Here is a 21,265-nt window from a genome sequence, read left to right on the forward strand (position 1 = left end):
GGGGTTCATGGGATTAACGGAAGGCGAAGTTGTAGGTCAGACCGATGAAGTGGATCTTCTGGTTCGGGTCCTGATAGATCCAGCTGCCATCGGTGTACACGTAGGCGCCGGACGAGCCCGCACCATTCCAGGTCCAGTCGTTCGTCTTGCGGTGGTCAAAGACGAGGTCGAGCCGGACGTTGCTGTCCTTGTCCAGCGCGTAGCGACCGAAGAACTTCAGCGTCGTCTGGTCGTAGCGGATGTCGGGAATCTGCGAATTGGCCGCTGCGGCGGCCTGCTTGTACTCGCTGCTGTCGCGACCGAGCATGGCATCGGCACCGATGTCGATGGTCCCGGTCAGCCGGCCGCGCAAGCCGACGCCGACGGTATCGGTGCGGTTGATCAGCGAAGCGGTCCACAGCGTCGCGACAGAGTTGCCGTCGGCCTGGTCCATGCGCGTCACGCTGCGCGACAGCCAGCCGTTGAGGCGCCATTTCTCGCTGATCGTCCAGGAAGCATCGAGCGAGAGCAGTTGAGCATTGCCGCGGCGAACGCCGATGTCCAGGTAGTTGCGGCCCGCGCCGTAGTTATCCTCGGCGCTTTCGAACGCCAGCTGGAGATTGAGCGGTTCCAGCGGCGTCCAGTCGGTGAACAGGCGCAGCTTATTTCGGATGCGGTCGGCCATGTAGATCGGTTGCATGCCGTTGGAGTAGGAAGCGCCGGGGTTGAAGTTCCCGGTCGTCGCGTTCCAGGTCTGCAGCATGCCGTAGGCAGAGCCGCTGCGGTCGCTGTGGATGTAGGCGATCGAGCCGTTGAGGTCTTCGGAGAGCGATTTCTTGAGTTCGATACGCTCGGAGATTTCCTCCGTACGTCCCCGGTAGCCGACGACGCGGACGCCGTTGACCGAGCGTTCCTTCTCTTCGTAGTCCACGCCGCCGGTAACGCGATAGCCGGCCGGCAATTGATAGCTGGCTTCGAACTTGCCATTCAGCGTGCTCAGGGAGCGTGGTTCGTTGTAACCGTCGGTGGATGAAGTCGTACTGGTGATATTGATGTAACGGGTGACCGCCGTGTTGTCCTTGCGATCCTCGTAGCGCACGTTGGCCAGCAAGGACAGCTTGCTCGTCGGGCGTGAGGTCAGGCCAAGGTTGACCAGGGTCGTATCGACACGCCCGCCCAGTTCGCCGCGTCCGGACATGTTGAGTCCTCCCGTCGGCGGTGCGCCGGTCGGGGAGGGAATGGCCACGAAGGCATCCCGCTGCGAAGCAAGGGTACGTGCCACCTTGAAGGTGCCGCGTGTCTTGTCGGCGAACTGGTAGGCACCGGTCAGGTGAAACTGGTGGGCGATGTTGTCCGGCGGCAAGGACATGACGGAAAACGGGATGTTCGGGCTGGCTGCCGAGCGCAGCGCTGCATCGCCACCGTTGATGTTCAACTGGTTGTTGGCATTCTGGAACAGGGAGCCGTAATAGCCGCCGGAAAGCTGCAGCTTGTTTCCGGTGTAGTTCAGCACCAGATCGAGCTGGCGGGTGACCCAGTCGATCGGCTCGACCAGGAACTCCTGGACGCTGGGAGTGCCGCGCCCGAACGGACGCTGCCCTTTCTTCTCGGTATTCTGGAAGTTGACCCGGAACTCCAGTTCGGGGCTGAACAGGTAATTGCCTCCCAGGCGCACATTCTGTCGCTCAAGGTTCATGTCGACCAGTTTGACGTTGCTCGCCGCCTGCGCGCCGGTGGTGTTCGGGTAGGTCAGCGAATTGGTGCCGACACCCTGCAGCTTGCTATAGAAGGTATAGGGCGAGTAGCGGGTCGATTGGTCGTATTCGACAAAATATTGCCAACGGCCTTGCCGCTCGTGTTCGACGCGCAATTCGGCTTGCGGGATGCCGAGGTTGCGGCCTGCGGCGCGGAGCCATGTGCCGGTGCTATCGTCGCGGCGCACGAAGGAGAACTCGCCGATGCCGAATACCCCCGAGTCGTGCTGCCCGTTGTACATCCCGTAGCGCTGACTGTCTCCGCTGACCGAGCCGAGGCCGAGACTGACCGAGCTTTCCGGCTTGATCAGGCGAAGGACTTCGGGATCGAGATCGTCGTCGGCGGCCAGGGCGCCGCTAGAGAAGGCGATCAGGATGGCGGCGACGCTGGCCTTGAGCGGCAGCGGGAGGATGGCGTGATAGTGATTCATGTCTGTCTCTCGCTTAGCGGCGGAAAGTCCGCTCGTTGCCCACGTTGGCCGGGTTGTTCGAGCCATGGATGTTGGTATGGCAATTCAGGCAGGCGCGTCCCATGGTGATGCCCTTGGTCCGCGTGCCGGTGCCGGTGCCGCTGTTGAAGCCCGGAATGCCGCCCTGGTGGCTCTGCGGCTCGTGACATTGCTGGCACAAGTAAGGCGGGCGCGTCTTCAGCAGATTGTCGACAGACGATCCATGCGGGTTGTGACAGATGGTGCAGTCCTCTGCTGGCTCATGCTTGCGAACGAAGGGGCCGCGCTTTTCCATGTGGCAGGTGAAGCAGGTGTCGGCAATGCTGTCGCGCTGCATCAGTTTCGGGCCGGCCGAACCGTGGGAGGCGTGACAATCGGAGCAGGCGACCTTGCCCTCGACGATCGGATGGTGCGACTGCTTGTTGACCAGGCTGCGCTGTTCCTTGTGGCAGGTGAAGCAGACTTCAGGTTGCGTGCGCTTGTCCTTGACCTTGTCGTGTGCGGTGTGCAGCTGGTGGCAGGACGTGCAGGCAACGTCGCGCGCCGAGTGGGCGCTGCTCTGCCAATGGATGAACTTGCCGCCCTTGTGGCAGCTTGCGCAAACCTCGTTGTGGCCGCTGATGTCGTTCAGGGTCTGCTTGCCGAACGGGAAGGTCGGTTTCGGACGTTCCTTCTTGCCTTCCGGCTTGTTGACGTGGGTGTCGCTCTCGCCGTGGCAGCCGACACAACTGGGCAGGCGACCGTCGGCGCGGGTGCCGTGGCGGGTTTTTCCAATGCTGAGAACGGGGTTGCTTTCGTTCTCGTCGTGACATTTTGTGCACTTGGCGTCATCGTTGAAAATGATGCCGTTTTTTATTTGTGCTTTGTTTTCAGTGGCATGGCTGAGTTGCGAGGTCGCCAGCAAGGCGGCTGCAATAATCCATACGGCGTAAATTATGACTTTGGTAATAATTTGGATTCCCGAAACCGGGAATTTGGCCTGTGCGGCCTGTCGTGAATTAGCGTTCATGTTTCCCCCGAGACATGCCGCTTAGCGGCTCAAAATCCATTGGACGACATTCTTCACGTCGGCCGGGTCCTTGCTCTTCAGTTGTTCGTGGTCTTCTTCCTTGCCGTCGATCTTGACCTTCGGCGAGGTGGTGACGTGCGTGGTGAGTTTCTGTTCGGCGTCGCCCTTGCCCTTCCATTTGCCCGCAATTTCCTTGTATGGCGGGCCGTCCTTCTTCTTGTCGATGGCATGGCATTTGAAACAGCCGCTCTTGCGCGCCAGGCTTTCCGCCGCGGCTTCGTCGACGGCAAAGGCGCTGGATGCCAGGCTGAGCAGGCTGAAGAGGGTGATGGTTGATAAGGTGCGCATTGATCTGCTCCGTTGCGTTCTGGTTATGAGGCGTCATGCCTGGGTGAGCAGATAGCGTGCCAGTTCAAGATTGGATAATAACCATATGAAATAAATGGTTTTTCGGGCGTGGGTTTTGCTTTTGTGTCGCCATGGCGGCCAAACCAGAACCCTCTGCATCTCCCCGGAGCGACGATCAGCGCGTCCGGCTTTTCTCTCATGCCCAGGAGGCCATGCGTCGCCTCTACCTGAAGGTCGGGTTGGTGTTTTTCGTCTGCCTGCTCCTCGGCGCAGGAGTCATCCTGTGGATCGACCGCAGCGAGGTCGAGGAGCACAAGCGCGAAGCGGTTACCGCCGCCCGGGTGCATGCGCATCTGCTCGAGCAGCAGCTGGTCCGCTCCCTGTCCGCCACCTACGCGCTGGCGGCCGTCCTGCGCCAGGGGAATGGGAACATCGAGGATTTCGAGGAGTTGGCCACGCAGATGCTGGAGATGTACGGCGGTTTGAGCGCCCTGCAACTGGCGCCCAACGGCATCATCCGGCAGATCGTTCCCCGGGCCGGCCACGAGGCGGCTATCGGCCATGATCTGCTGGAGGATCCGGAGCGAAGCAAGGAGGCCTTCCTGGCGCTCAAGTCGCGGGCGCTGACGCTGGCGGGGCCGTTCGAGTTGCGCCAGGGCGGGCAGGCCGTGGTGGGGCGTCTGCCGGTTTTTCTCGATGTCGGGAAAAGGCAGGAGCGGTTCTGGGGGTTCGCCACGGCGCTGATCCGCATTCCGGACCTGCTGCGGGCCAGCGCCCTGACCGGCGACGGGGCGCAGGGCCACGAGTTCGTCCTGGCCCGCGTTCGCCACGGCAGCGATGAACTGCAGGTGATCTGGCAATCGACGCCGAACCCGATGGTCGATCCGGTGGACATCCACGTCAACGTTCCCAACGGGGCGTGGACATTGTCGGTGGTTCGTTCCGGCGGGTGGCACACGCCCACCCTGACCCTGATCGGACTGGCGCTGGCCGTCCTGGGCGCCAGCGTCCTGGCGGCGCTGCTGGCCTATCACCTGCTGCGCCGGCCCTTGCTGCTGGCGCAGGAGGTGGCGCGGCAGACGGCGGCGCTGAACGAGGCCAACGACAGCCTGCAGACGGAGATATTCCAGCACTGGCAGACCGAACTCGCCTTGCGGGAGAGCGAGCGCGCCCTCGAGTTGCGGGTGCAGGCGCGGACCCAGGAGCTGGAGCAGGCGAACGAAGCCTTGCAGGGCGAGCGCGCCGAGCAGCAGCGCCTGATCGACAAGCTGGACGATACCCGCAGCCAGCTGGTGCAGTCCCGGATGATGGCGGCGGTCGGCCAGCTGGCGGCCGGGGTGGCTCATGAAATCAACAATCCGCTGGGTTTCATCGTGTCGAATATGTCGGTGATGCAAGGCCATGTCGATGCGCTGCTCGACGGACTGAACGCGCAGTCGCAACTGCTGCCCGAGCATCTGGCGGATCGCCCAGTGCTGCTGGAAAGGTTGCGCGACATCGAGACGAAGATGGACCTGCGCTCGCTTCGCGAGGATTTGCCGCCCCTGTTCAGGGATTCGCTCGACGGGCTGTCGCGAATCTGGCGGATCGTTCAGGATTTGCGCGAGTTTTCCTGCGTCGACCAGAGCGACTGGCAAGCGGCCGATATCAACAAGTGCCTGGACAACACCCTGGCCTTCATGTCCGACGACTTCGCCGGGCGGATCGAGGTTGTCCGCGACTTTGGCGAACTGCCCTTGTTGATGTGCCATGCGCCGCAGATCAGTCAGGTGTTCCGGAGCGTGCTGCTGAATGCCGTCGAGGCCATCGACGGCGCGGGCCGGATCAGCATTGCGACGCGCGTGGCGGAGAAGGCCGTGGAAATAGCGATTGCCGATACCGGCCACGGCATTCCCGCCGACAACCTGGAGCGCATATTCGACCCCTTCTTTTCAACCCGCGATGTCGGGAAGGGAATGGGCCTCGGGCTGGCCATGGCCTACCAGGTGATGAAGCGCCACGGCGGGGATATCACCGTGACCAGCGAAAGCGGCCAGGGCGCCGTTTTCCTGCTGCGACTGCCCCTCGAGGTCGAGGAGCCGGCTGACAAGGCCTGAGCCGCTACCCGGGCCGCGCCTGGCACGCCCGGGCGAAACCTTTCAGGGCTGCTTGGCCAGTGCCTGGTGCGGGCAGATTTCGCACAGGCGGCCGGCCTTCTCGCCGCGAGCGACGCGTTGCCGAACCATGCGGAAAGGCTGGTTTTTCCAGGCGTCGGTAAAAGTCGTATGGGTCAGGTCGGCAGTGAATGAATAGCCGGAATGATCCAGGGCGCAGGCGACCAGGTGCCCGTTGGTGCGGATGTGGGCTTCGATGAAGGGCGACAGGCAATGGCACTGGCCGCGCGCCGCGGCATCCTGGGGCTTGATGCCGGGCGGCAGGACGATCTCCGCGTAGTCGACCAGGCCGGGCAGGTGCTCGACGTCCTTGAATTGCGCCGCCATCGAATGGCCGGCCCGATGCGAGGTGTGGGCGACGGACAGGTCGCAGCGCTGCCCGGATGCGGCGCAGTGCTGGTCGCGGAAGGCGATCAGGCGGCTCAGCTCGCGGCGGAAGTAATCCGGGTCGGCGGCGCTGACCTGCTGGGCCTGGGCCCGCCATTTGCCGCTCGCCTGGTTCAGGTAGATGACCAGGTGGTCGACGCCTTCGCGGATGCACTGGACAAGCAATTCCTCAGGGGCGCTGAGCAGGTCGACCTGCAGCGTCAGCTTGTTGAAGCGGCAGTTGCTCCGGATGAAGCGGATGCCCGCGGGGAGCCAGTTGCATTGCGCGCTGTCGCCCAGGCTCGACAGGATCAGTTCGCTGATGTGCTGATTGCTCAGTTCCTTGGTCAGGCAGCGGAACAGGCCGTGGTCCATGATGCCGCCCTCCTCGAAACCGCCGCGGGCGGAGCGCAGGGCGCTCGGCGTGCTGATGTCGAGGCGGACGGATTGGGGTAGCGGCGGCTGCTCGGAGATGAAGGGGGCGATCTTGACCGACGCCTGGCGGGGCGCTGCCGCTTGCACGGGCCGGTCGTGCTTGAGCGCGAAGATCTGATCGACCGTTGCGCGCACCTTGCTGGCGCCCGGGTTGCCGCTGTGCGCGACGTGATGCGCCCACACATCGTCGGCGCTGTTGCTGTGGCCCAGCGCCATCTGGTCGCCGCGTGAAATCAGGTCCATGGCGTCGCCCAGGCGGACGCCGAGCATGGGTGCCGCTTCCTGGGCGCGCAGGATGAGGTTGGTCTTGGCCAGGAACATCAGTTCGCGGGCGACGCTGAACGGAAAGCCGGCCCGGCTGCCATCGCGCGAGTCCATCAGCAAATGCGAAATGAAGGTGTTCAGATCGCGGCTGTTCCACAGCGCCTGAATCTTGTTCAGCAGGTGCGGCATGCTCTCCAGCGCCGCCGTCGGATCGATCGGCGTGTCGGCGCTGGTCGAGCGCCGAACTTCCCGGCGGGATGCCGGATGATCGTCGTCGATGAACGACGGGTCGATGGTCGGCAGCGGGGTATGGAAACCCTTGTCGACGGCCGCCGGTTCGTCGGCGCGTGTGGCGCCATCCTGCTTGCTGCGCTCCGGGAGACTCTCAGGATCGAATCTGAGCACGTTGGTTCTCACGAAAAGACTCCTTGCTGCAGCGTTGCTGAAGGCTCCAGGAAACCGGTTTGCCCGATGGAGCAGGAGGCGGCGCCGCAATATATGGGAAGGTCTGGTTTGCTTCGGGGTGACTGGCAGGCATGGCACATGAAGCTCATGGGTTGCCGTCAGCTGTCAAAATTCTTGAAAATGGTAAAAATTACTTTCCTGATTCCCGGTTCCGGCAGAGCAAGGCATGGCCTCGCTCCCGGAATTCGTTTCGCGCTTACTTCTTGACCCAGGCTACGCAATAGCCCTTCGGGGAGATCTCGGTATCGCCCGGGAAGATCTTGCAGGCATTCGGCGCGACGAACTGAACGCAGCCCGAGCACTCCTTGTCGCCTTCCGGAGAGTCCTTGTACTTCATGCTGGAGCGCATGCCGTCGTTTTTGGCGGCGATGGCGACAATCGGGATCATGGCCAGGGAAAGACCACCGTACTTGAGCAGGTTGCGGCGAGACGGATTCATGTTTTTAAACTCCTTTGTGCTAACCCCGCTTGGGGCTGGATTGATTCGGTGCGTTCGGGATAACGCACCGCCAGCAAGCCCTGCCTTCACATGGCACGGCGCCGGGTATCTTTTAGCAAGCAGCGGGCCAGGCCTGCGCAATGCGGCAAGACGCTCGCCTCGCTTGCCTCGGCGCATGAAAGCGTTGCATCATGGGCAGACAAACCATGCCCATTCCTGCAGAGCGCAGCTTCCCGCGAATGAAAAGAACGAAAATCTGGGTTCGTCTGGTGATCTCGATACTGATCGCCGTCCTCCTCTCCGGCGCCGGACTGATTCACTGGGCGACCCTGGAGCAGAAGAACCTCGCCATCGAGCAGTCGAAGGATTTCGCGATGAGCGTCCACCAGATGACGCTGGCCGGCCTGACCGGGATGATGATCACGGGAACGGTCGGCCTGCGCACCATCTTCCTGGACCAGATCAAGGAAACCAACCACATCGAAGCGCTCAAGGTGTTCCGGGGCGACGGCGTGATCAAGCAGTACGGCCTCGGTTTCGACGGCGAATCGGCCTCCGACGCCCTGGAAACACGGGTTCTGGTGACTGGCGATGCCTATTTCAACGTTGTTCGCAACAAGGATGGCGAGGAGCGCCTGAAGGCGATCATCCCGGTCAAGGCGGCGGAAAACTACCTGGGCAAGAACTGCCTGTTCTGCCACGAGGTGCCGGCCGGAACCGTCCTCGGCGCCGTGAGCATGGAGGTTTCCCTGTCGCGGGCCAGCGAAACGGCGCACACCTTCGGCATGCGCGCCTTGCTGGTCGGGGCGCTGGTGTGCCTGCCGCTGGCGGCCTTTATCTGGCTGTTCATTTCACGACTGGTGACGCGCCCGCTCAAGGAAATGACCGACGGCCTGAACCGCGTCGCCGACGAGGATATCGAGCGGGCCAGGCCGCTGCCCGTCCTGCGGGCCGACGAAGTGGGCGATGCGACGCAGGCCTTCAACCGGGTCATGGAAAAATCCGGCGAGCTATTCCAGCAACAGCGCATGGCGCGTATCGTTTTCGAGAATTCGCTGGAGGGCATCACGGTAACCGACGCCCATTCGCGGATCCAGCTGGTCAACAAGGCCTTCACCGACACCACCGGCTACACCGCCGACGAGGTGATGGGCAAGACACCGGGCATTCTCAAGTCCGGGAAGCAGGGCGACGATTTCTACGCGGCGTTCTGGACGGCGCTGCAGCGCGACGGCGAATGGCGGGGCGAGATCTGGAACAAGCGCAAGAACGGCTCGGTGTACGCCGAATGGCTCAATGTCAGCGCGGTGCGCAACAGCGCGGGCGAGGTCGAGCACTACGTCGCCATCTTCTCCGACATCACCGAGCGCAAGGAGCGCGAGGAAGCCATCACCTTCCAGGCTTTCCACGACGCCCTGACCGGCCTGCCCAACCGCCTGCTCTACAAGGACCGGCTCGACCAGGCGCTGTCGCAGGCCAAGCGGACCAAGGGGCGGCGGCCGGTGGTGATGTTCCTCGATCTCGACAAGTTCAAGCAGATCAACGACCAGTTGGGCCACGACGTGGGCGACCTGCTGCTCAAGGAGGTTGCCGCGCGCCTGAAGGGCTGCGTCCGCGCCGCCGATACGGTGGCGCGCTTTGCCGGCGACGAGTTCACCGTACTGCTGCCGGAAGCGGCCGGCCAGGAGGATGCCGAGGCGGTGGCCGCCAAGATTCTCGCCGCCATGCAGGTGCCGATCAGGCTGGGCAGCGAGGATCGCGTGGTGACGACCAGCATCGGCATCAGCCTCTATCCGGACGACGGGCGCGACGGCGAAACCCTGATGAAGGCGGCCGATGCCGCCATGTACCAGGTGAAGCGCGCCGGGCGCGCCGGGCGCTGCTTCTTCGCGCCGGAGATGATCGATTCGCCGACGCGCCGGGCCGACCTCGAGGCGCGCCTGAAGGATGCCTTCATCAACCGCGAATTCCTGCTCCACTACCAGCCGATCGTCGATCTGCAGAGCGGCGTCGTGCATGGCAAGGAGGCGCTGATCCGCTGGCAGTCCGGCGAGCAGCTGCTGATGCCGGAGGATTTCATCGGGCTGGCCGAAGAGGTCGGGCTGATGACCCGTCTGGGCGAATGGGTGCTCGAAACGGCGTGCATCCAGGCCCGCATGTGGCAGCTGGAAGATCACCCGGTGCGCGTCGCGGTCAATCTGTCGGCCAGCGAGTTCAAGCGCCCGGACCTGGTCGGCGTCATTCGCGATATCCTCCGCCGGGCCGGTTTGTCGCCGGCACTGCTCGAACTCGAGGTGGCGGAATCCATCGTGATGCACGATGCCGAGTATTCGCAGCGCGTTTTCAGGGAGCTGGCCGATCTGGGCGTCATGCTCGGCCTGGGTAATTTCGGCACCGGCTTCGTCAGCCTCGGCCTGCTCAACAGCCTGCCGCTCCATACGGTCAAGGTCGACCGCAGCCTGATCCGCCAGCATCTGAACGACACCGGTGACAAGCGCATCCTCGAAGCCATTTTCGGCCTGGCCAACGCGCTGGGCATCAAGGCGGTGGCCGAGGGGCTGGAGAACCTCGACCAGCTGGTCCTGCTGCACAGCTATCCGTGCGAGCGGGCGCAGGGATTCGCCATCGCCAAGCCGGAGCCGGCCAGGGACTGACGGGGTTTTCCCCTTCCGGAAAGCGCGCCGGCCGGGCGCGGCGAATCAGGGTTTCGGCGCGCTCTTCTGCGGCTGGCTATGGCAGCGGTCGCAGGAGAAGAAGGTGACGAAGGCCACCCGGTCGTGGCATTTGCCGCAGAACTGGCCGCGAAAGATGTTGGCCATCCGGATTTCCGAGCTGCCAGCCCGGGGCAGGAAGGGGTCGGGGTGGCAGTTCGAGCAGGCCAGCCACTCGGTGTGCGAGCGGTGCGGAAATTTCACGAAGGGCATTTCCTTGGTGTTGCGCATCACGATGTCGAGATCGAGCACCTCCATCCGGTCTTTTTCGTTGAGGCCGGCCCGGGGCTTGATCAGCCCCCTGTTCAGCGCCTTCATCCAGTCGGGAAAGCCGTTGGCGTCGTAGGGCAGGTGGCGGGTCGCCTCGTCGATGCGCTGCAGGCGCTGGCGGTCCGGATTGTTCCCGTCGAGGAAATCGACCGCGTCGATGGCCTTGCGGGCCGCCGGAATCTCCGGCTCGGCCTGGCCATGGCCGGGGTCGCCATCCGACTGTATCTGGCCGGGGGCGGCGCGCAGGAAGGCAAGCTGCAGGACGTTGTCACCCGCCTGGGCGAGCGGACCGAACAGGATGGCGGCAAGCGCGATGCCGGCCAGGCGTGCGTTGAGTGAAATCTTCAAGCTCCGAACAGCCGGCGGAAGAATCTGCCAAACAGGCTGGTTTCAGGTTGCAGGGTTTGGAAGGCCGGGTCGGGGTCCTGCGCCGATTCGGTGCGCAGGCTCTTCTGCAGATCGTCGGTTTCCCGGGGGCTCAGCGTGCCGACCTGGTGGCGCTCGCCGAGCAGGGGATTGTCGAGGAGCTCGCTGCGCTTGGCGATGGCCGACTTGAGCGCGAGCCGCAAATTGCCGGCCTTGAGCGGCTTGGGGATGAAGCGATGAATCTGCCCCTGGTTGATCATCCGGCAGATGAGGTTGCTGTCTTCGGACTCGGTCACCACCATGCTGACGATCTGCGGGTGCTTGCGTTTCAGGAGGCAGAGGAGGTGAGTCAGGTCCATGGTGCCCAGGGTGCGTTCCGAGAGGATGATGCCCACTTCCTCGTCCTCGAGCATCTTGAAGGCATCGACGGGGCTGGTGACATGGATGATCTGCGCCAGGTCGCCGGCGCTCATCTCGACAACGGAATGGGTGGCCTCGTCTTCGTCGAGCACCAGTATCTTGGGCAGGCGTATGCCGGCAACTTCCGGATGCGGGGTTTCCGCCCGCGGCAGGACGATTTCCTGGCGGCGCGCGATTTCGGCCGCCTGGGCCACGAGCATCGGCAGTTCCACGACATCCCAGGGTTTGCTGACGAAGCGGAAGACCTCCGAATGATTGACCGACTGGATCACCGCCTGCATGTCGGAGTAGCCGGTGAGCAGAATGCGCATGGCGCGCGGGGCCAGCGTCTTGACCTGGGCCAGGAACTCGACGCCGCTCATGCCGGGCATGCGGTTGTCGCTGATCACGACATCGAAATCGCCGTTGCGGATGAGGTCCAGCGCTTCGCTGCCGCTTTCGGCGGTGACCACCTGGAAATCCTTGCGCAGGAGCCAGGAAAGGGCGCGCAGGATGTTGGGTTCGTCGTCGACGCAAAGGACTCGGCCCTTGAGCTTGTCCAGCGGATTGGGTGGGGGCATGGTGAAGGTGCTTGCGTTCATCGGGTGGTGTTCCGGAATTAGTAGGCCAGGACGGTATCGGGGGCCTGGAGCGGAAGCGTGATGCTGAAGGTGGTGCCGTGCGCCGGCCGGCTGCTGACATGGATGCGGCCGCCGTGGTTGTTGACGATGTCGCGGGCGATGGACAGGCCGAGCCCGGTGCCGATGCCGCGCGGCTTGGTGGTGTAGAAACTGTCGAAGATGTGGGGCAGCACATCGGGGGCGATGCCGCTTCCGGTATCGACGATGTCGATCACCACCTCAGAACCCTCGGCATGGGTGCGTACCGTGATGCTGCCTTCGTCCGGGATGGCCTGCGCGGCATTGGTGATCAGGTTGAGGAAGACCTGGTTGAGCTGCGAGGTGTTACAGGCCACCTGGGGGAGGGCGCCGAAATCCTCGACGATCCGGATGCGCGTCGGGATCGTGCTCCGCGCGATGTAGATCACCGTTTTCAGCGCGCCGTTGATGTCGGCGTCGGCCACCTTGCTGCGATCCAGGCGGGTGAAGTCGCGCAGGTTGGCAACCAGCTCGCGCATCTGCTCCAGGCCGCCCAGTACGTCGCCGAGCATCAGCATCAGGTCCTTGATCTCGTCGCCCTGGAAAGACAGATTCCCCAGCGCCTGGCGCGAGGTGCCGAGGTCCAGGGTGACCTGGCTGCTTTCCGGGGGGAGGCGCCTGACCAGCTGGCTGAGCTTGGCCGCCACCATGAGCGGGGTGCTCAGCTCCTTGAGATACGAAATCGCCAGGCTGACGTTGTTGTGCGAGAAGCCGATGGGCGTGTTCAGCTGGTGCGTGACGCCGGCCACGAGCTGGCCGAGCGACGACATCTTTTCGGACTGCGCGAGGTGTTGCTGGGTATTCAGCTTTTCCAGAGATTGCTGGCGAATGATGTTCTGGGCGCGGCGGACGATCAGGTAAAGGGCGCCGAAGAGCAGGGCGAGGGCGCCGGCGACGATCAGGCCGAGCTGAATCTCGGTGCTGCGCATCTTGGCCAGGAAGGGCGTGGCATCCGAGTAGATCTCGAACACCCCGCTCGGCGTCGACGCCCCCGGGGCATATTGCGGAATGTAGCTCTGGATCAGGTCGCGGTTTTCGACGACCTGCTCGAAGGCGCTGAACTTGGCCTTGTGCACCAGTTCGGTTTGCGTCGAGCCGTTCATGGCGCCGATGAAGCCGGGATTGGCGCTCTTGTCCTCGCCGATCTGCGCCAGTTCGGATGAATAGACGGTCCGCCCGGCCGGATCGTAGACCTTGATCTTGTAGGTTGTGCTGCCGCGCATCAGGGCGACGACATCGGCGTGGATTTCCTGGATTCGGGAATTGTTTTTCAGTTCCGGGGAATTTTTTCCTGCCGACTCCTCGAGCAGGCGCGCAAAATGCCGTTGCCAAAGCGAATTGGCGAAGACCGTCGTCAGGTTGATGTTGCCGGTTTCCTGCTGCTGCAGCATGCGCGAGAGGGCCATGTCGCGGTAGTAGTAGCCCAGTGCTCCGCCCACGGCGAGAAAGAAGACCAGGCTGGTCAGGACAAAGTGGCGAACAAGTGGAAATGGCATTTTTGCAACAAAAAAGAACATAGTTAATAAAAACAACGCCAAGGTGGAACTATAATTTACGCCTTTGGTCATACCCGAGATTTCGTATATGCATCGTTTGTGCCTGAATTGCACGAAGCGTCGCGGGCGCAGGGGGAGAGGGTATGAATTGGCTTAAGCCGCGCAGGACGATCGCCATGGTGGGTGCTGCCTGCCTGATGTCGCTCGTCGTTTTCTGCTTTCTCAAGTACGTCGAGTTCGAGCGTCGCAGCGAGGCGCGCGAACTCGGCCAGCGCTTCGCCCTGAGATTGGTGGAGCGGATCAGCGAAACCTCGGCCGGCGTGTACATGCTGACCGCCGCGGTCGATCGCCAGACCGGGAAGGTCAGCCGCTTCGACGAGCTGGCCGACGAATTGCTCGCCAACTTCCCGCTCATGCGCGTTCTCGAGCTGGCCCCGGGTGGGGTGATCTGGCACGTGCATCCGCTGCGCGGCAACGAGGTTGTCGTCGGGCACGACCTGCTGCTCGACAAGACGCGCAACCGGGAGGTGCACCTGGCGGTCACGCGCCGGCAGATGGCCATCGCCGGCCCGCTGGTGTTGCGCCAGGGCGGGGTCGGCATTCTCGCCCGCTATCCGCTATTCACCGTGGGGCCCGATGGACGCAGCCGATTCTGGGGCTTGTCGATCGGCGTCATCGATTTTCCCTCCCTGCTCCTGATGGCCGGCGAAGGCGAATTCGCGCAGCGCGGCTACGGCTACGAGATCTGCTGGAAACCGCTGGGTTCCGAGCATTGCCGGAATCTCAACGGGGAGCCGGTGGTGGTGTCAAGCATGGCCGAGAACATGGACATCGGTTTGTCGCAGGCGGAGTGGCATCTCGCAGTGTCGCGGCCCGGCGGCTGGCTGTCTGTCCTGGAGCTGTCGATCGGCCTGCTGGTCGTGGTTGCCGGCACGCTCGGCGCCGGCTTCCTCGTCCGGCCGTCGGACGAAGGCGTGCCCGCGCCGCAGGACGCCTGAGCCTCAGCGGCGTCCCCCGCTGATCGAGATCAACGCATTGGCGGCTGGCTGGCCGGCCGGCGGCGGGAGGGGGTAGGCCTCGGTGCGCGCCACCAGCTCCTCGAATTCGATGGCAGGAACGGGGCGCGAGAAGAAGTAACCCTGCAGGATGTCCACCCCATGCTCGCGGAGCAGCGCGAGTTGTTCGACGTCCTCGACGCCCTCGGCGATGATTTCGAAGCCCAGCGTATGTCCCATGGCCACGATGGCCTTGATGATGGCCTGGGCATTCTGGTCCGCCGCGGCATTCATGACGAAACTGCGATCGATCTTCAGGGTGTCGAGCGGGAAGCTGTTCAGGTAGCTGAGGCTGGAATAGCCCGTCCCGAAATCGTCGATCGACAGGCGGATGCCGAGATCCTTCAGCCGGTTCAGCGTGCGGATGCCCAGTTCGCTGTCGTGCATGATCGAACTTTCGGTCAGTTCGATTTCCAGGTAGCGCGGATCGCAGCCGGTGTCGGCGAGAATCTGCCGGATATCGTTGACCAGGTTGTCGTCGGCCAGCTGGACGGCGGACAGGTTGACGGCGACGAACATGTCGCGGCCGGTGCGCTTGCGCCAGCGCTTGTTTTCGAGGCAGGACTTGCGCAGCACCCATTTGCCGACATGGCGGATGAGCTGCGTGTCCTCGAGCAGGGGCACGAAGACGCTCGGGCCGACGGCGCCCAGTTCCTCGTTATGCCAGCGGAGCAGGGCTTCGGCGCCGTCGATGCGGCCGCTGTTGGCGCCGACCAGGGGCTGGAAATGCACCGAGAATTCGCCGCGTTCGAGGGCGTGGTGAAGCAGGGACTCGATGCGCATGCGCTCCGCCGAGCGGGCGTTCATCTCGGCCTGGAAGAAGCGGAAGGTGTTGCCGCCATGCTCGATGGCCGCGTACATGGCGGAGTCGGCGCAGGTGACCAGGCCTTCGACGGTCTGGGCATCGTCCGGGAAAATGCTGATGCCGATGCTCGCCGACAGGTGGATTTCATGGCTGTTCATCTGGATCGCCTTGCGCAGCCGCGTCTGGCAGACCACCGCGATGGCCGAGGCATCGCTGTTCGATTCGATGTGGTTGAGAATGATGGCGAACTCGTCGCCGCCCAGCCGGCACAGGGTGTCGCCCGGCGTCAGGCTGCCCTTCAGGCGGGTGGCGACTTCGATCAGGATGCTGTCGCCGGCGTCATGCCCCAGCGTGTCGTTGATCAGCTGGAAGCGGTCGATGTCCAGCGTCAGCAGGGCGAGCTTGGAATGCCGGCCGGCGTCGGTGGCGATGGCGCGCTCGAGCTGGTCGTGGAAATGGGTCCGGTTGGGCAGGGCCGTCAGCGTGTCGAAATGCGACAGGAACTGGATGCGCTGCTCGATTTCCTTGCGGTTGGTCAGGTCGGAGAAAACGGCGACGTAGTTGCTGATCGAACCGTCGGGCTGGCGCACGACGCTGATGTTCAGCCATTCCGGATAGAGTTCGCCATCCTTGCGCCGATTCTCGATTTCGCCGTGCCATTCGCCGGTTCGGTGCAGCGTTTCCCACATCGCCCGGTAGAAGCTGGGCGCCTGGCGCCCGGAACTGAGCAGGTTGGGGTTCTGGCCGATGACCTCGTGGGGGTCGTATTGGGTGACCTTGGAGAAGGTCTGGTTGACCAGCAGTATGCGGTTGCCGGCATCGGTGATCATGATGCCCTCGGCGCTGTTCTCGAAGACCCGGGCGGCCAGCTGGAGCTGCTCTTCCGACGAGCGTTTCTGGGCTTCCGCGGCGATCCGCTCCAGCGCCTGGGAGACGTTGTTGGCGAGATCCTCCAGCAACTGCCTTTCCTGGTTCGAGAGGCCGCTTTCCTGGTCGTCGATGATCCCGATCACGGCTGCGCTGGCCGTCTGCTGGCCGATCGGCAGTAGCGCGAGATTGCGCAGGTTGCGGCCGGCGGCATCGGCCGGCAGGTGGATGCCGGCCAGCTCGGAGAGCATGGCATAGCTGGCGGCCGTCGGTTTGGCGTTGTCCTCCGCCAGGCAGGCGCCGAGGATTTCCCGGATCAACGGGGCGTCCTCCTGGCAACGCTCGCAGATCAGCAGCTGCGGGTCGTCGCCCTGCTGTATCCACGAAACGGGGAAGCTGCCGCTGCTGCAGAGCAGTTCGGAAACCTGGGCGAGCAACTGCCCGGCATCCCCGGTTCTGACGATCAGCTCGTTGACGTCGCTGAGCACGGTGAGGAAGCGGTTGATGCGGCCGACCTGTTGCTCGGCCTGCTTGCGTTCGGTGATGTCGAGCATGATGCCGACGATGCCGCCCTTGTCACCGTCGGTCTGGTGAAAGACGGCCTTGTGGAACATCACGTCGCGCTCGGCGCCGTGCGCGTCCTTGACCATGGTTTCGTAAACCTGGCTCCCGCCTTTGGCCAGCAGCTCCATGTCGGCGCGGTTGTACATGCGCGCCATGGCCGGCGGCGAGATGTCGAACACCGTCTTGCCGATGATCTCCTCGCGGGCGATGCCCATGTAGCGTTCGAAAGCGTGGTTCACGCTGATGTAGTGGCCTTTGACGTCCTTGAAGAAGAGGGGACTGGGAATCGCATCGACCAGCTGCTCGAGGAAGTGGAGGTGTTCGCGCAGGCGAAGATCCAGTTTCTCCTGTTCGGTCACGTCGCGTCCGAACTCGAGGATGTATTCCGGCTGGCTGTCCTCGCCGAGCAGGACGGTCTTGCGGACGCTGAGCCAGCGCGGGGGCAGGCCGGGCATCGCATATTGCTCGACCGGCAGTTCGACGGCTTCGCGCGAAGCCAGGACTTCGTTGTCGGAGTGGTTGAGGCGGTCGGCCAGGTCGGGTTCGTAGATTTCGTCGTTGCTGCGCCCGATCAGGGTATGGCGGCTGCGCGAGAAGATTTCCTCGCCGGAGCGGTTGATGCGGACGATCCGCTTGTCGCTCGCCCGTTTCAGAATGATCATGCCCGGAATGTGCTCGAAGATGCTGTCGAGCAGGCGATGCGAGCGTTCGAGCATTTTCTCGGCTTCCAGGCGTACGGCGATTTCGTCCTGCAGTGCGTATTTTTCGTCCTCAAGCAGCTCGTTGGCGATCCGGATGCGCTGCTGCAGCACGGCCGGGCGTTTCAGGGCGAACAGCACGAGCGAGAACAGCGCGGCGCTGGCCACCAGCAGGAAGATCAGGTCGCTGCCGATGGCCGGCGAGCCCGATTTGCTGGCGATTGCGAAGTGCAGCTCGGTGGAGCCGGGGAAGCGTATGGTCTTTTCGGCGATTTCCGCCACGCCTTCGGGGAAGGAGTCAAACAGCGGGATTTCGGCGGCGCTGGCGGATGCCCGGTATTTGGCCCGGATGACAAAGGCTTCGGAGGCCAGCTGGTTGAGCTGGGCCGTTTTCGCCAGCGCCGAAAAGGGCTGGCCGATGATCACGTAGCCCCAGAAGCGGGTGCGCCCCTCGGGGGAGCGATTGACCAGGGCCTGGGTGACGATGACTTGCTGGTCGTGCACGCTGACCACGGGATCGCCGAGGGGAACCGGGGCTTTCCAGGTTTCCCCGGGCGTCCGGCTGGGGATCGCGAACTGGCTCGGCGGCGCGTTGTGGGCGGCGATCAGGATGGGCTGGCCGCCCTCGGGCCGGATCTCCATGTGGGCGCTGGCGCCGATGATGCGCAGGATGTTGGCCGAGGTGCGCGACAGCAGCTCGGCATTGCCCTGGTCGAAACCGTCGGCCAGCACGGCGGTTGCCGTGACCGTCTGGTCGAGGGCGCGGGCGACCGAGTTGGCGACGGCGTCGATGCGCAGCGAAGCCAGTTCGCGCGCCGACCTGGCCGCTTCCTGCTGCTGGAAATAAAGATTGAGCGCAACCGGCGCCGCAAAACCCAGCGTAATCAGTGCCGCCGTCAGCTGGCTTGCTTCCTTGGCCCGGACAAGCAGGCGCTGCCATCCAATCATCGAATCCCCCGATTGATTCCGGAAAATGTCCGGAACCTAGTCGGAGTTACTCAGCAAAAATAGCGCCAGCTTGCGGGGCCTTGTCCGGGGCGGGCGCCTCAGCGCTTCGCGGCATCCTCGTTGACGGGGTGGAAGGCGCGATTGATGTAGGTGATGATCGACTGGATCTCCGCTTCCTTGAGGACGGACTTCCAGGCCGGCATCGAGGTGTTGGGCAGGCCTTCGCGAATGGCGTGGGACAGGGTGGCGCGCGAGGCGTCGCGCATGAAGGCCGGATCGCGCAGGTTGCGGGGGTGCGGTTCCATGAACTTGCCGATCCAGTTCTGGCCGCTGCCGTCGGCACCATGGCAGAAGGCGCAGTTAACCTGGAAGAGCTTTTCGCCGCGGCGCTCCCGGCTGGTCATCCGGGCGATCTTGGGCGGGATGTCGTGCAGGGCGTAGGGGCTGGCGCTGGTCATCGCGTCGATCTTCGGCGCCGGTGCGGCCAGCGAGAAGTTGTTACGCGGGTAGGAGAGGGGGCGCGAATCCCAGGCGATGTCGTCCTCGGTCGCCGCGCCGCGGTCGTGGCAGCTGACGCAGCTCGACAGGTAGAGGCGCTTGCCTTGCGATTCCCGTTCGCTCAGATTTTCCCACGGACGGGAAAGTGGAATCTCGCCTTTGGCAAAAGGGAAGGCATCCCGGTAGCGGTCGTGATCCGGCCAGCCGTTCTCGACCGTGTGGTAACGGGTGTTTTCCGCCTTGCGCCGGACGAATTCGTCGACCACGAATTCGGCGACCGCCTGCATCTCGCGGGTCGAGATGATGCCGGCGAACGGCTTCATCGCCGTCCCCGCCTTTCCCTCCTGCAGCGCGGCCATGACCCGGGCGGTGGTGAAGCTCGCCGGTTCGGCCTGCTGGAAGTTGGTCGGCTTCGGATTCAGGTAGGTGGCGGCGAGCGTTTGCCCGTTGCCGGAGTAGCCGTGGCAGAAGTAGCAGCGGAAATTGTAGACCGCGCGACCTTCCTCGATCAGCGGTGAAGCGGCGCTTGCCGGGCTGAGCAGCGAGATTCCGGCAAGCAGGGCGGTGGTGAGGCGAATGAGCATGCGACGGGACGACAAGGGTTATTTGCTGGATTCCCCGCGGCCCTGGACGAAGCGACGGAAGACGAACTCGCTGACGTCGGTCATTTCCTGTTCGCTCAAGACCTTGCTCCAGGCCGGCATTTCGGCCCCCAGACGGCCGTCGTGGACGGCGGTGTAGATTGCGGGGCGATTAAACGCGAGCCGGAAGTTTTTGTCGATGAAATTCCGCGGCTTCGGGTTGATGAAGTAGGCGCGCGGCCCCTGGCCGTCACCCTTGTAGCCATGGCAGGTGGCGCAGTTGGCCATGTACAGCTTTTCGCCCTTGGCGACATTGCCGGTCAGGTTGTTGGCGAACGGCATGTTCATGCCTTCGCCGCCCTGCTGTTCCTTGCGCCCGGCGTGGGCGTTGGTGCCCGAAATGCCGCCGGTGGCGGGCAGCATCAGGCCGGCGCGCACGTAGTCGACGACGGCTTCGATGTCCGCGGCCGGCAGGCGGCCGGAGAAGGCGGCCATGGCCGTGTTGGGGCGGCCGTTGGTGACGGCGCTGACCATGCGTTCGCGGGTCAGTTCGGCCCTGGCCTGCGGCGTCGTGAAATCGCGGGCCGGGATCAGCCCGGCCGCGCCCGGCGCGCCCTGGCCGCGGTCGCCGTGGCAGACCATGCAGTTCTGGGCGTAGACGACACGGCCGCGCTGCAGCTTCGGGTCCAGCGATACCTGCATGAAGGTGGCGCGGATGTAGTCGGCGAGGGCGGCGATTTCCCTGTCGTCGAGCTGGGTTTTCCAGCCGGTCATGGCCGTGCCGGACTTGCCGTGGGTGATGATGGTGATCATCGTGTCGCGCGTCAGTTCCGGCGAGCGGGTGAAGTCCTTCGGCGGCGGCACCAGGCTGTTCTTGGCGCGGCTGTTGCCGTCGCCGCGGTCGCCGTGGCAGACCGAGCAGTAGTTGTGATAAAGCACGTCGGGCTTCGCGGCGCCGTTTTTCAGGGGGCGCTCGCCCGCGCCGGCGTTTGAGCCGAGTGAAACCAGGAAGGCAAATAGCAGGGTGCTGGCAAGGTGGATATGCCGGGTCATCGTGTCACGTTCTCCGAAACGCCTGTGTCGTTAATGATCAAGTCGGAAAGGACTAGCAATATTCAGGCCGGCCGCCCGATTCGATGGCACGCCAATTGCTTTTGTTTCAGCCAGGAAGTTTGTCGCTTTCTCTTCGATAACTGTCTGGAGGTTCATGAATCAGTCCCTGGTGCTCGCGATCGCGTTGTCACTGTCTTTTGGGGCGCAGGCAGCGGATGTGCGGGACCGGGTTGTGGATCGGGTCAGCCAGCCATTGAAGGGGCGAGAGGTTTACATGCAGTCCTGTGCCATGTGTCACAGCCCGGGTACCGGCGGCGCGCCGCGACCGGGGGTGAGCGAGGACTGGGCTGAGCGAGCGAGGAAAGGGCCTGCAGAATTGATGATCTCCGTATTGCGTGGCAAGGGTGCCATGCCGCCGAAGGGCGGGAATGCGTCGTTGAGCCGTACCGAGGCTTACCTGGCGCTCGACTACATGCTGAACGGGGATAAATAGTTCCAGACAGGCTACCGGGCAAAAGTACATTCCCTAGTACTTGATCACCTCCCTGAACGATTGTTCCGGTAGCCATTTGCCCGCAACCCGAGCAATCGGGTTGCGTTTTTTTTGGAGTGGAGTCTGTCGATACGAATTGCC

At 63.6% G+C, this 21,265-nt stretch carries 15 protein-coding genes; 4 read left to right on the forward strand and 11 right to left on the reverse strand.

Annotation, left to right across the window (positions count from 1 at the left end; translation table 11 throughout):
* Positions 1 to 13 precede the first annotated feature (13 nt).
* From Q0P59_RS14740 to Q0P59_RS14750, 3 genes are all read right to left on the reverse strand, one after another.
* Positions 14 to 2,164, reverse strand: a complete 2,151-nt coding sequence (locus tag Q0P59_RS14740) for an MtrB/PioB family decaheme-associated outer membrane protein (protein WP_295007588.1) — start codon at positions 2,162 to 2,164, stop codon at positions 14 to 16.
* A 13-nt stretch (positions 2,165 to 2,177) separates the two neighbouring features.
* Positions 2,178 to 3,086 (reverse strand): DmsE family decaheme c-type cytochrome, encoded by a 909-nt coding sequence (locus Q0P59_RS14745; RefSeq protein WP_295007590.1) that lies wholly within the window; start codon positions 3,084 to 3,086, stop codon positions 2,178 to 2,180.
* 126 nt (positions 3,087 to 3,212) lie between these two features.
* On the reverse strand, positions 3,213 to 3,539 hold the full coding sequence (locus Q0P59_RS14750) for a c-type cytochrome (protein ID WP_295007592.1): 327 nt from the start codon (positions 3,537 to 3,539) through the stop codon (positions 3,213 to 3,215).
* A gap of 212 nt (positions 3,540 to 3,751) precedes the next feature.
* Between Q0P59_RS14750 and Q0P59_RS14755 the strand changes: the two genes are divergently transcribed.
* A complete protein-coding gene (locus tag Q0P59_RS14755; RefSeq protein ID WP_295007594.1) occupies positions 3,752 to 5,635 on the forward strand; it encodes an ATP-binding protein in 1,884 nt (627 codons plus the stop codon).
* A gap of 42 nt (positions 5,636 to 5,677) precedes the next feature.
* On the opposite strand, the gene Q0P59_RS14760 is transcribed toward Q0P59_RS14755, so the two are convergent.
* Positions 5,678 to 7,174, reverse strand: coding sequence for a hypothetical protein (locus tag Q0P59_RS14760; protein WP_295007596.1), 1,497 nt, complete (start codon positions 7,172 to 7,174; stop codon positions 5,678 to 5,680).
* Between the two features lie 244 nt (positions 7,175 to 7,418).
* Entirely contained in the window at positions 7,419 to 7,661 is a 243-nt protein-coding gene (locus tag Q0P59_RS14765; RefSeq protein ID WP_295007598.1) for a high-potential iron-sulfur protein, read from the reverse strand.
* 239 nt (positions 7,662 to 7,900) lie between these two features.
* On the opposite strand from Q0P59_RS14765, the gene Q0P59_RS14770 reads away from it, so the two are divergent.
* Positions 7,901 to 10,315: an EAL domain-containing protein gene (locus tag Q0P59_RS14770; RefSeq protein ID WP_295007600.1), complete on the forward strand. Its 2,415-nt coding sequence runs from the start codon at positions 7,901 to 7,903 to the stop codon at positions 10,313 to 10,315.
* 45 nt (positions 10,316 to 10,360) lie between these two features.
* On the opposite strand, the gene Q0P59_RS14775 is transcribed toward Q0P59_RS14770, so the two are convergent.
* The 3 genes from Q0P59_RS14775 to Q0P59_RS14785 are packed head-to-tail and all read right to left on the reverse strand — an operon-like array spanning position 10,361 to position 13,562.
* Complete coding sequence (locus tag Q0P59_RS14775) at positions 10,361 to 10,990, reverse strand: c(7)-type cytochrome triheme domain-containing protein (RefSeq protein WP_295007602.1); 630 nt, start codon at positions 10,988 to 10,990, stop codon at positions 10,361 to 10,363.
* Positions 10,987 to 12,009, reverse strand: a complete 1,023-nt coding sequence (locus Q0P59_RS14780) for a response regulator (protein WP_295007604.1) — start codon at positions 12,007 to 12,009, stop codon at positions 10,987 to 10,989. The genes Q0P59_RS14775 and Q0P59_RS14780 overlap by 4 nt, the downstream gene beginning before the upstream one ends.
* Before the next feature lie 17 nt (positions 12,010 to 12,026).
* Positions 12,027 to 13,562, reverse strand: coding sequence for a HAMP domain-containing sensor histidine kinase (locus Q0P59_RS14785; RefSeq protein ID WP_295007606.1), 1,536 nt, complete (start codon positions 13,560 to 13,562; stop codon positions 12,027 to 12,029).
* Positions 13,563 to 13,705: 143 nt separating this feature from the next.
* On the opposite strand from Q0P59_RS14785, the gene Q0P59_RS14790 reads away from it, so the two are divergent.
* Positions 13,706 to 14,560 carry a CHASE domain-containing protein gene (locus tag Q0P59_RS14790; protein ID WP_295007608.1) on the forward strand — a complete coding sequence of 285 codons (855 nt, stop codon included), beginning with the start codon at positions 13,706 to 13,708 and terminating at the stop codon, positions 14,558 to 14,560.
* Positions 14,561 to 14,563: 3 nt separating this feature from the next.
* Here Q0P59_RS14790 and Q0P59_RS14795 read toward each other — a convergent pair whose 3' ends face one another.
* From Q0P59_RS14795 to Q0P59_RS14805, 3 genes are all read right to left on the reverse strand, one after another.
* Entirely contained in the window at positions 14,564 to 18,499 is a 3,936-nt protein-coding gene (locus Q0P59_RS14795; protein ID WP_295007610.1) for an EAL domain-containing protein, read from the reverse strand.
* Positions 18,500 to 18,597: 98 nt separating this feature from the next.
* Positions 18,598 to 19,596 (reverse strand): c-type cytochrome, encoded by a 999-nt coding sequence (locus tag Q0P59_RS14800; RefSeq protein WP_295007612.1) that lies wholly within the window; start codon positions 19,594 to 19,596, stop codon positions 18,598 to 18,600.
* 3 nt (positions 19,597 to 19,599) lie between these two features.
* A complete protein-coding gene (locus Q0P59_RS14805) occupies positions 19,600 to 20,631 on the reverse strand; it encodes a c-type cytochrome (RefSeq protein ID WP_295007614.1) in 1,032 nt (343 codons plus the stop codon).
* 154 nt (positions 20,632 to 20,785) lie between these two features.
* On the opposite strand from Q0P59_RS14805, the gene Q0P59_RS14810 reads away from it, so the two are divergent.
* Complete coding sequence (locus Q0P59_RS14810) at positions 20,786 to 21,124, forward strand: c-type cytochrome (protein WP_295007616.1); 339 nt, start codon at positions 20,786 to 20,788, stop codon at positions 21,122 to 21,124.
* The last annotated feature ends 141 nt before the right edge of the window (positions 21,125 to 21,265 follow it).

Source organism: uncultured Dechloromonas sp., from assembly GCF_945957265.1.
In the GTDB taxonomy this organism is placed as follows: domain Bacteria; phylum Pseudomonadota; class Gammaproteobacteria; order Burkholderiales; family Rhodocyclaceae; genus Azonexus.